The following is a 10,592-nucleotide window of genomic DNA, read 5'->3' as shown; positions in this document are numbered from 1 at the left end:
CTGCTCATCTGACATTGCGCGGTGGGGCTTGGATGTCGGTTCGTTCATGGACAGCGTCTCCGCAGCGGTCTCGGACATCAAGCGTGTCTCCCTTGATCATCAGATCCGCCGTTAGTTTTACAGTCCCGAACGACGAAAGAGGTGCCTCGATGAAGGGCCATGTGCAGGCGACCCTGGAGGTCTTCTATCGCGTGGAGCGAGCAGGTGCGATCCGTTTGCCGGACGGCGGGGGTCCGTTCGGGTTCGATGTCACGAAGGCCTTGTTGGTCGATGACCTGCTAGCCGCCTATGAATGCGACGCCATCCTGGAGACGGGGTGTTTTCTGGGGGACACCACACGTTATCTGGCTGCCCGTTATCCCAATCTGCCGGTCTACAGCTGCGACATCGTGGCCAAGCACGTGGAGTTCACCCGTCGTCGGCTGGCTGCGGCGGGCTGCCGGAACGTCCTGGTGTCGTGCGTTGATTCTCCCGGGCTAGTCGAGAAGATCACTCGCCTGCACGAGCGGCCGTTGATCTATCTGGACGCGCATTGGGAGATTCGGTGGCCGTTGGACGCCGAGCTGGCCGCCGTCGCCCGAGGAGTCGTTCTGGTCGACGATTTCGACATTGGTCACCATCGGTTCTCGTTCGACACCTACGCCGGACGGGCTTGCAACGCAGCGGTCTTCGCCGTGATGCCTTCTCCACCCACGCGCTACTGGATCCCCGATCCCAATGCCCCATGGCCGTTGCCCTGCCTTCAGGTTGGGCGTCGGTCCGGAACAGGGCTCACCGTAATCGGTTTGGACGCCGATCCACTCGACCGCCATCCGGCGCTGACCGGCCACGACCTGGTCTTGGAGGCTCCCGCATGACGTTGACCTACGACCTGTCCGACCCGCTGGCGCTGCTCGGCGGCCTGCCGTTCCTGGATGAGGAGTTCGCGGCCAAACGGCTGCTGGCAGCGGTGGCGGCAGCCCGCCACGTCACTGCCGAAAGACAAGGGAAGGCCGGCCGGATCACGGATAACGCCCTCGAGACCTGGCTCGCGCCTTCAGGAGCTCTGCTTCTGGGCGGGGGGCAACCGATCCCTGCCATACCCCTGGCTCCCGTCCAGAAGGACCAGGTGAACGGAGCGTTGACGGAACTGGGCTCTCTAATCCCAACGTGGACAGCCTTGACCACGCTGCCGGTCCGCTATGCCTGCCTGCACGTCCCGAACGGCGCGATATCCGCGTCGTCCAGGGCGTGGCCGCAACACGTCCTTCTCGCCGAGGACGCATTCGCCACCCCGCTCGAACTGCGCGAACAGATCACCCACGAACTGGCCCATCAGTGGCTTTACCTGATGGAAGAGCTGTGGCGGATCGAACTGCCTTCGGCGCGACCGGTTACTTTGCCGTCCGGAACCGCCAACCGATCGCCTTCTGAGGTGCTGGGGGCGGCTCACGTCGCCGCTGTCCTCACCCGCCTCTACGCCGAGGCGGGCGACGCACCCGAGGGCCGTCTGGAGAGGCTTGCGGCCTACCAAGCGGGGTGCCTGGCCTTGCTGGACCAGATCGCCGATGACCTGACCGATCTCGGCCGCGACATCGCCCGTCATCTCAAGGAGGTTGCATGAGTAGCACCACCGTGTCCGCCCATAGCGACATCGGCATCAAACCGATGTCGCTATGGAAGAGCCCGTTGTACATAGCCGACCTTCCCGGCGCCGGAGAATTCAACGAGGCTCTGCGCGATCTCATCGTGACACGAACCGTGACCGACCCCGAGGCCTCCAACTTCGGCGTGATCTCAGCGACCAAGGCCAACCAGGACATCCTGAGCTGGGAGCACCCGGCCGTCGACTGGTTCAAGACCCAGATCATGGGCGCCGTGTCCACGCTGACCGCCGCGGTACTCGGCGACGCGGCCGGAGAAGTCACCCAGGGCGTGATCGCCGAGGCATGGACCGTCGTCTACGCCGAGGGCGGCAGCCTTCGCCCGCACACCCACCATGACTCGGCTTGGTCTGGCGTGTACTACGTCGAATCAGGCGACGCGGGCGGGACCGGGGACGCGGGCTACCTGCAACTGCTCGACCCGCGCCCCGCCGCGATCGCCAGGGAAGCCTCCGAGGGCGTGTTCCGGGTCGAACCGACACCTGGGCGGATGGTCGCCTTCCCCGGATGGCTGCCGCACTCGGTCCAAGCCACCCTCACCGGTGGAGGGCGCCGTATCTGCATCGCCTGGAACGTGGCCTACGACAAGGATTGGACGGGGATGAGATGACGGCCCTGCTGTCCCCGCTGAGCGCCGCGCCCGTCCAGTTCCTCTGGGGTACCACGGTGTTCGTGGATGAGGCCGACCTGCGGGGAATCATCCATGCCGACGCGCGACTGCCCGAGAAAGGTCCGATCTGCGAGGACCTCGACCCCGAACTGTTCGTCGCGGACCAGGCCGCGTTGGAAGCGGTTTTCCTGAGCACGTTCAACGCCACCGCCGACATGGACGGAGCACCGCCGGTCACGTCGGTGACCGTTCGGATCCAAGGCTGGCGGGAGGGCCACGGCGTACCCGCCGCCGCCGACGTTTCCCCGTACGTCGGCTGGTGCTGTCTGTCCGCCACCGCCGCTCCCTCGACCGCCGAATCGGGCTGCCTGTCACTGGCAGACCCTCGCGCCGGCAGCGACCTGACCGCGATGCCCGGACTCCCGTGGGGACGGCAGGTACTCATCAGGCCCGTCCCAGGCGCCTTGGCCGTCGCCCCCGGCTGGCTCACCTACTCGATCGTTCCGGTCGAGCACGGCCAGTCGCTCGTCGTCGCCGTGGCCACCTGCTCCCGGTGATCCGACCGGGCCTCACAGAAAGGAAGACCATCATGACCCAGCCCAACGAGAGGGCCGCCACCAGTCTGCGATTGGAGGGCCCGGGACTCGGTCTCGGCCTTGACCCGGACGACACCGCGGCCTTCCTGGAGGCCACCCGCAAGGGCCTCATCGCCCCCGAGACCGCCTGCGACAAGGGGATGCAGGACAACTTCGCTCTGCGGACCGCCACCACCGTGGCCCTGACACACTCCGCCACCTGACCGACGCCCCGCCGTCATCTGGGCCCCGCGGCCGGTCGGCTGCGGGGCCCAGCCGCGTTCTCGATCATGCCTTTCTAGGCGGGAGTGGTCGGCCACAGGTGCTCGGTCGATAGAGTTGGCTTGCCTCAAGCGCCCCACCGGCCCCAGCGGAAAGGTCAAGTCTCCCGTGGCTGATTCGTTCGTTCACCTGCATGTTCACACTGAATACTCGATGCTGGACGGGGCGGCGAAGATCGGTAAGTTGGCGTCGAGAGCGGCTGAGCTGGGGATGCCCGCGATCGCGATGAGCGATCACGGCAACATGTTCGGTGCCTACGAGTTCCAGGCGAAGATGAAGGCCGCCGGGGTGAAGCCGATCATCGGGATCGAGGGTTATGTCAGTCCCGAGTCGCGCTTCTACAAGCAGCCGGTGTTCTGGGGAGAACCCCACCAGCGCAAGTCTGACGAGCGGACCGGGCTGGGCGGCGACGTGTCCGCCAGCGGCACCTATCTGCACAAGACGATGTGGGCGGTCAACGCCCAAGGCCTGCGCAACCTGTTCCGAATCTCTTCACTGGCCTCCCTCCAGGGCCACATGAAGAAGTACCCCCGCATGGACGATGAGTTGTTCGCGGAGTACCACGAAGGGATCGTCGCCACCACAGGCTGCCCGTCCGGCGCGGTACAGACCCGGCTCCGGCTCGGCCAGTACGACAAAGCGCTGGAACACGCCGCCAAGTACCAGGAGATCTTCGGAAGGGACAACTACTTCCTGGAGATCATGGATCATGGCGGGATTCCGATCGAGACGGGAGTCCGCAAGGACCTACTGCGGATCGGCGAGACCCTCGGCATCCCGCCGCTTGTCACCAACGACTCCCACTACGTCACCGAGGACCAGTCCACCGCACACGACGCATTGCTCTGCGTCGGTACCAACTCCCAGATCAGCGACCCGAGCCGCTTCCGCTTCTCCGGAAACGGCTACTACGTACGCTCCGCCGAGGAGATGTGGGCCCTTGACGACTCGGAGATATGGGCCCAGGGCTGCAAGAACACGCTGCTGATCGCCGAGCGTGTCGAGCCCTATGACGAGGTGTTCGCCCACCGCGACCTTGCCGCCAAGTTCCCGGTCCCCGAGGGGGAGACCGAGATGAGCTGGCTCCGCAAGGAGGCCTACCGTGGCGCGGTACGCCGGTATGGCGACCCCGTACCCGCTGATGTCATGGAACGGATCGACTACGAGCTCGGCGTCATCGAGGGCATGGGGTTCCCCGGCTACTTCCTCGTCGTCGCCGACATCTGTCAGTACGCGCGCGACAACGGCATCTGGATCGGCCCCGGCCGAGGATCGGCCACCGGATCCATGGTGGCCTACGTCACCGGCATCACCGAACTCGACCCCATCGAACACTCCCTGCTGTTCGAGCGGTTCCTGAACCCCGAACGTATCTCCATGCCGGATGTCGACCTCGACTTCGACGAGCGTAGGCGCGGCGACATGATCCGATACGTCACGGAGAAATACGGTGAGGACAACGTCTCACTGATCATCACCTACATGACGATCAAATCGAAGGCGGCGGTCAAGGACGCGGCTCGCGTTCTCGGCTACCCCTTCATGATCGGCGAGAAGATCACCAAGGCGTTCCCACCCGCTGTCATGGGCAAGGAGATCCCGCTCACCGGAATCTTCGACGAGAAGCACCCCCGGTACCCCGAGGCGACCGAGCTTCGCAAGCTGTACGAGGAAGACCAGGACGTCAAGCGGGTCATCGACACCGCGCTCGGCCTGGAGGGGCTGACCCGAGGCACCGGCGTGCACGCCGCAGGGGTCATCTTGTCCTCCCAGCCCCTGATCGATGTGATGCCGATTTTCATGCGGCCCGACGACGGCGCCCGCATCACCGGATTCGACGGGCCCAGCAGCGAGAACATGGGCGCGCTGAAGATGGACTTCCTCGGCCTGCGCAACCTGACCGTCATCGGTGACGCCGTCCAGAACGTCAAGGACAACCGCGGCATCGACCTGGACATGCTGTCCCTGTCGCTGGACGACCAAAAGACATACGAGCTACTGGCGCGCGGTGACACCCTGGGGGTGTTCCAGCTCGACAGCTCGATGATGCGCGACCTCACCAAACTCATCGCCCCGGCCCGATTCGAAGACATCTCGTCGGTCCTGGCACTGGGCCGTCCTGGTCCGATGGGCGCCAACGCCCACACCAACTACGCGCTGCGCAAGGCCGGCCAGCAGGAGATCACCCCGATTCACCCCTCGCTCAAGGAAGCCCTTGAGCCGATCCTGGGCACCACCTACCACCTGGTCGTCTACCAGGAGCAGGTCATGGCCATCGCCCAGCAACTGGCCGGATACACCCTCGGCGGCGCCGACATCCTGCGCCGTGCCATGGGAAAGAAGAAGAAGGAGGAGATGGACAAGCAATGGGCCACCTTCTCCTCCGGAATGATCGCCAAGGGGTACACCAAGGAGGCCGCCAAGGCCGTCTGGGACGTCCTGGAACCATTCAGCTCCTACGGATTCAACAAGTCCCACACCGCCGGCTACGGACTCGTCTCCTACTGGACCGCCTACCTCAAGGCCAACTACCCGGCCGAGTACATGGCAGCGCTTCTCACCTCGGTCGGCACCAACAAGGACCGGATGGCGCTCTACCTCGCTGAATGCCGCCGCATGAAGGTGAAGGTCCTGCCGCCCGACGTCAACGAGTCCGGGCTGCGTTTCAGCGCCGTCGGCGATGACGTCAGGTTCGGGCTCGGCGCGATTCAGAACGTCGGGGAAAACGCCATCAACGGCGTCATCACCACCCGCAAATCAAAGGGCGCCTACACCGACTTCAATGATTTCCTCACGAAGGTGCCACAGGTCGTCTGCAACAAGCGCACCATCGAATCGCTCATCAAAGCCGGCGCGTTCGACGGGCTCGGCCACCCCCGCCGGGCCCTGGTCCACATCCACGAGCAGGCCATAGACGCGGTCATCGACGTCAAGCGCAAAGAGGCCTTGGGCCAAGACTCGCTGTTCGGCGCGTTCGACGACCCTGACGACAGCGAAATGGGCAATGTCTTTCATATCGCGGTCCCCGAGGGCGAGTGGGACAAGAAGACCAAACTCTCCTTCGAGCGAGAGATGCTCGGCCTCTACGTCTCCGACCACCCGCTCAACGGCGCGGAACGCATCCTGGAACGCAACCGCGACCTGACCATCGCCCAAGTGCTCGACGGCCAGGCAGGGTTCGGCAACGTCCGCATCGCCGGAATCATCTCCGGCGTCGACAAGAAGGTCACCAAGAAGGGCGACGTGTGGGCCATCCTCAAGATCGAGGACCACGACGCCTCCATCGAGGTCCCCTGCTTTCCCCAGACTTACCAGTTGTACGGGAGCAACCTCGCACCCGACCTGGTCGTCTCCGTCACAGGCCGGATCCGCGCACGCGGCGACGGCGAAGATGCCACCGTCTCGTTCAACGCCACCGACATCACATTCCTTGACATCTCCGGAGTCCAGGAAGACGGGCCCGAACCCATCGTGATCTCGCTACGCGAAGAACGCGTGAACCTGGACCTGGTCAACGAACTCAAACGAATCCTGACGTCGCACCCCGGCGACACACCAGTCCGCCTCCGCGTGGAACGCCTCAACCGCAAAATCAGCCTTGTCGCGCTACCCGACTACACGGTGAACATCAACAACGGGGCATTCGCGGGGGACATCAAGGTCCTGCTGGGTGCAAACGCGCTGGTCGCACCGTGACAGGAGATCCGCTTACTCCCCGCTCCGTCGAGGTGGTCCAGTCAACCGACCCCCCTGAATGCGGACGGTGCGGAAGAGCCGGCATTCTGTCCGCCCGAGTCCCGCACAATCTGGTCAACGCGCGCAACGAAACCGTAATGGGTGTCATCACCGTCGTCCTCTGTCCGCGCTGCGATATCGGCCAACCCGAAGCCGGTGCCCTGATCGCTTGGTTCACCGTGAACGCGGAGATCACCGACGAGAACCTGATGGAGGCCGCTGAATTCATTCATGCCTGGGCGTCGGCCGCCAGAGTCCCTGTTCTCAACGAATCCGCTCTGGAAGCCGAGTTCAAAGCATGGCGAGAAGGCAGCCTTTAGCCTCTGTCCGTCCTTGATCGACGTAGCGGGCACCCGGGCGCCCGGACGAGCCCCCACGGCACGTCCGGGCCCCGGAACCTCGGGAAGAGCCCGGCCGGCGGCCTGGAACGGCCATCGGCGGCCGGGCGGCGCCGGTCTAGACTGGCGTTCGATGGATGAAGAGTCGGAAGACCCGCCAGTCCAGCGCTTTCCCGCCGCCTCGACCGGCCACGCTCCCCCTGTCCGGGCGGAACCCGGGGAGTCCCTCCGGCCCGCCGGGCGGGACGGGTGGACGCTCGGTGTCGAGGAGGAGTTCCTGCTCGCCGGTCCGGGGGACGGCGGCCCCGTCCTCGCGAACGCGCGGGTGATGGCCGGCCTCGTCGGCCCGGACGGCTCGCAGGCTCCCGGGGCCGAGTTCAAGATCGAGTTGCTGGCCTCCATGATGGAGTCGGTCTCCCCCGTCTGCACGACCCTGGCCGAGCTGCGCACGCTGCTGAGGTCGTCCAGGGCCCGGCTGGCGCGCGCGGCGGCGCGGGCCGGGGTGCGGGTGGTCGCGACGGGGACGCCGGTGGGCCGCCCGCGCGCGCCCCGCGACGTGTCGGACAAGAAGCGCTACCGCGAGATGCGCGATCTCTACGGCCTGCTGGTCACCCAGCAGGAGACGTGCGGCTGTCACGTCCACGTCGGGGTGGCCGACCGCGAGATGGCCGTGGAGGTCGTCAACCGCCTGCGGCCCTGGCTGCCCACGCTGCTGGCGCTGTCGGCCAACTCCCCCTTCTGCGAGGGCGCCGACACCGGGTACGAAAGCTGGCGCACCGTCGCCCTCTCGCGCTGGCCCGCCACCGACATCCCCCCGCGTTTCGCCTCCGCCGCGCACTACGACCAGGTCACCGGCATGCTGCACCGCAGCGGCGCGCTGGTCGCCACCGCCCACCCGTACTGGCTGGCCCGGCCCTCGGCCCGCTTCCCCACGGTGGAGCTCCGCGCGGCGGACGTCGCGGCGACCGTGGACGAGGCGGTCCTGCAGGCGGCGCTGAGCCGCGCGCTGGTCCGCACCGCCTGCGCCGAGATCGCCGGGGGCGGCGACGCGCCGCCCGCCGAGGACGAGGACCAGATCCTCAGGGCCGCCCTGTGGTCCGCCGCCCGCTACGGCCTGAACGGCACCGGCGTGCACCCGAGGACGGGCGAGCAGGTGCCCGCCCGCGCGATCCTGGAGGAGATGCTGGCCCGGATCCGCCCGGCCCTGCGGGAGGTGGGCGACGAACCCGAGGTGGACAGGCTGCTCGCGGACCTGGACCGCACGGGCACCGGCGCCGAGCGCCAGCGAACCCTGATCGGGACCGGCGACGTCGCCGCGGGGGCGGCACGGGTGGCCGACGCCTTCGCCCTGGAGTCCGGGGACGCCTGACACGAGGGGCGTCCTCCGGGCGCTGCGTTCCACGTCCTGTTCTGCCGGGGCTTCTACCGGGGCCCGCCCGCCCGCGTCCGCGCCGCCATGATCGACGCCGCGGCGTACGCCGTGAGGGACGACGCGAAGGACAGGATGTCGCGGATCCCGGCGACGCCCTTTTCGTCCTCGGCCGGTGGCCGCCGGAGGGCGCGGGCGGCGTCCGCCGCCGGGCGACGTGCTCCCGGGCGGCCTCGCCGCGGCCCCCGGGGCTGAGGGCGGCACCGATCGGGGTGCGGATCGCGGCGCCGGTCACGGGCGGGGCGGTCTCGTGGCGCGGGGGCACGGGGTCGGCGGGGGCCCAGTCGCGGCCGTCGCGGGTGTCGGCGCCGAAGCGCGGGCCGGCCAGGGCCAGGAACGCGGCCGCGGCCAGGAGAATCAGGAGATTGGTCATTTCCAGTCCACTTCCTTGCCTATGCCATCCAGCCTTGACATCTTTGGACGGACTAGCCAGATCCAATAGAAGGCGGAATGGACCGGATTTCTACCGAACGTGATGTCGTCACGCTCCTGGGTGACTGGGCGACGGGCCGCGGCCCCCTCTACCGTCGCCTGGCGAACGCGATCGGCGGGGCCGTCGAGGACGGCGCGCTGCTCCCCGGCGACCGGCTGCCGTCCGAGCGGAAGCTGGCGCAGACGCTGCGCGTGAGCAGGGCGACCGTCGTGGCAGCCTACGAGGAGCTGCGCGCGCGCAGCCTGCTGGTGAGCCGCCAGGGCAGCGGCACCAGGATCGCCAGGGACGTCAAGGTGCGGCCTCCGACGGCCGACGGGCGCGTCCCCGGCGGCACCGCCGTCACGATCTTCCAGCGGCTGATCGACGGCCCAGGCGAGCTGATCTCCATCGCGGTGGCGGCGGGCGGGGCCGCGCCGGAGCTCGCTGTGGCGCTGCGCGAGCTGGTCCGCGACGACCTGGACGAGCTGCTGGCCGGCCCCGGCTACCACCCCTCCGGGCTGCCCGCGCTGCGCGAGGCCATCGCGGCCCACCTCACCGGCGCCGGGCTGCCCACCGCACAGGACGAGATCCTGGTCACGACGGGCGCGCACCAGGGGCTCGTGCTGGTGACCGAGCTGTACGTCCGGCCGGGGGCGACGGTGGTGGTGGAGTCACCGAACTGGCCGGGCTGCCTGGACGTGTTCCGCGCCGCGGGCGCCCGGCTCGCGACCGTCCCGCTGGACGACGAGGGGCCCGAGATCGGCGCGGTCGCCGCCCTGCTGCGCGAACGCAAGCCCGCCCTGCTCTACCTCATGCCGACCTACCACAACCCGACCGGCCTGCTCATGTCGGCGACGCGGCGGCGCCGGATCGCCGAGCTGGCCGCCGAGCACGAGGTGCCCGTCCTGGAGGACAACGCCTACATGACCTACCACCCCGAGTCGGAGGCCGTCCCGGCGCCGCTGGCGGCGTACGCGCCCGCGCGCGCGGAGATGCTCTCCCTCGGCTCGCTGGCCAAGGCCGTGTGGGGCGGGCTGCGCATCGGCTGGGTGCGCGGCCCGGCCGAGATCGTGCAGCGGCTGGCCCGCCGCAAGGTCCTCGCCGACATCGCCAGCCCGGTGCTCGACCAGGCGCTCGCGGCGCGGCTGCTGCCCCGGCTGGAGGAGATCCTGGCGGCGCGGGCCAAGGAGCTCGGCGAGCAGCTCGACCACGTCGACGCCCTGCTGCGCGCGCGGCTGCCGGGCTGGCGCTGGCGGCGTCCCGACGGCGGGGGCGCCCTGTGGGTGGAGCTGCCGGGCGTGGACGCCACGGCGTTCGCCCAGGTGGCGGTGCGGCACGGCGTGGACGTGGTGCCCGGCGGGGCGATGGACCCCGGCGGCGGGCACGCCAATCACATACGGCTGCCGTTCACCTTCGCCCCCGAGGTCCTGGACGAGCTGGTCGACCGGCTGGCCAGGGCCTGGGCGGAGTTCGAACGGCACGGCCCCGCCCCGGCCACCCAGGTGGTCGTGTGAACGGGCTCGGCCCCCGCCGGTGTGGGCGGCGGGTCCTGCCCCGCAGCGGTGCGA

9 protein-coding genes are annotated in these 10,592 nt (G+C 68.2%); all 9 read left to right on the top strand.

Annotated features, from left to right (window positions below):
- The first annotated feature begins 149 nt into the window (after nt 1-149).
- The 9 genes from DQ384_RS02660 to DQ384_RS02620 all read left to right on the top strand — a co-directional run bounded on the left by DQ384_RS02660 (nt 150) and on the right by DQ384_RS02620 (nt 10,538).
- Nucleotides 150-857 (top strand): class I SAM-dependent methyltransferase, encoded by a 708-nt coding sequence (locus DQ384_RS02660; protein ID WP_114026999.1) that lies wholly within the window; start codon nt 150-152, stop codon nt 855-857.
- A complete protein-coding gene (locus tag DQ384_RS02655; protein WP_114026998.1) occupies nt 854-1,603 on the top strand; it encodes an aKG-HExxH-type peptide beta-hydroxylase in 750 nt (249 codons plus the stop codon). The genes DQ384_RS02660 and DQ384_RS02655 overlap by 4 nt, the downstream gene beginning before the upstream one ends.
- The gene (locus tag DQ384_RS02650; protein WP_114026997.1) at nt 1,600-2,253 is read left to right on the top strand and encodes a TIGR02466 family protein; all 654 of its coding nucleotides are present in this window, start codon (nt 1,600-1,602) and stop codon (nt 2,251-2,253) included. The genes DQ384_RS02655 and DQ384_RS02650 overlap by 4 nt, the downstream gene beginning before the upstream one ends.
- The gene (locus tag DQ384_RS02645) at nt 2,250-2,810 is read left to right on the top strand and encodes a hypothetical protein (protein ID WP_114026996.1); all 561 of its coding nucleotides are present in this window, start codon (nt 2,250-2,252) and stop codon (nt 2,808-2,810) included. Before DQ384_RS02650 ends, DQ384_RS02645 begins: the two co-directional genes overlap by 4 nt.
- A gap of 32 nt (nt 2,811-2,842) precedes the next feature.
- Nucleotides 2,843-3,052, top strand: coding sequence for a hypothetical protein (locus DQ384_RS02640; protein WP_114026995.1), 210 nt, complete (start codon nt 2,843-2,845; stop codon nt 3,050-3,052).
- A gap of 166 nt (nt 3,053-3,218) precedes the next feature.
- Nucleotides 3,219-6,806 (top strand): DNA polymerase III subunit alpha, encoded by a 3,588-nt coding sequence (gene dnaE, locus DQ384_RS02635; RefSeq protein ID WP_114026994.1) that lies wholly within the window; start codon nt 3,219-3,221, stop codon nt 6,804-6,806.
- Nucleotides 6,803-7,165, top strand: coding sequence for a DUF6300 family protein (locus tag DQ384_RS40900; protein ID WP_342769352.1), 363 nt, complete (start codon nt 6,803-6,805; stop codon nt 7,163-7,165). The genes dnaE and DQ384_RS40900 overlap by 4 nt, the downstream gene beginning before the upstream one ends.
- A gap of 151 nt (nt 7,166-7,316) precedes the next feature.
- Complete coding sequence (locus DQ384_RS02630) at nt 7,317-8,552, top strand: carboxylate-amine ligase (RefSeq protein ID WP_181870979.1); 1,236 nt, start codon at nt 7,317-7,319, stop codon at nt 8,550-8,552.
- Nucleotides 8,553-9,062: 510 nt separating this feature from the next.
- Nucleotides 9,063-10,538, top strand: coding sequence for an aminotransferase-like domain-containing protein (locus DQ384_RS02620; RefSeq protein ID WP_114026991.1), 1,476 nt, complete (start codon nt 9,063-9,065; stop codon nt 10,536-10,538).
- Nucleotides 10,539-10,592 lie beyond the last annotated feature (54 nt).

This window comes from Sphaerisporangium album (genome assembly GCF_003323745.1).
GTDB lineage: Bacteria > Actinomycetota > Actinomycetes > Streptosporangiales > Streptosporangiaceae > Sphaerisporangium > Sphaerisporangium album.
The sequence above is the reverse complement of the archived record's forward strand: the minus strand, read 5'-3'. Positions and strand labels throughout refer to the sequence as shown.

What these genes read in the sequence shown, in the direction of transcription:
- DQ384_RS02655 (WP_114026998.1), top strand. Translation starts at nt 854, where the DNA reads ATGACGTTGACCTACGACCTGTCCGACCCGCTGGCGCTGCTCGGCGGC.
- DQ384_RS02645 (WP_114026996.1), top strand. Translation starts at nt 2,250, where the DNA reads ATGACGGCCCTGCTGTCCCCGCTGAGCGCCGCGCCCGTCCAGTTCCTC.
- DQ384_RS02660 (WP_114026999.1), top strand. Translation starts at nt 150, where the DNA reads ATGAAGGGCCATGTGCAGGCGACCCTGGAGGTCTTCTATCGCGTGGAG.
- DQ384_RS02640 (WP_114026995.1), top strand. Translation starts at nt 2,843, where the DNA reads ATGACCCAGCCCAACGAGAGGGCCGCCACCAGTCTGCGATTGGAGGGC.
- DQ384_RS02650 (WP_114026997.1), top strand. Translation starts at nt 1,600, where the DNA reads ATGAGTAGCACCACCGTGTCCGCCCATAGCGACATCGGCATCAAACCG.
- DQ384_RS02620 (WP_114026991.1), top strand. Translation starts at nt 9,063, where the DNA reads ATGGACCGGATTTCTACCGAACGTGATGTCGTCACGCTCCTGGGTGAC.
- DQ384_RS02630 (WP_181870979.1), top strand. Translation starts at nt 7,317, where the DNA reads ATGGATGAAGAGTCGGAAGACCCGCCAGTCCAGCGCTTTCCCGCCGCC.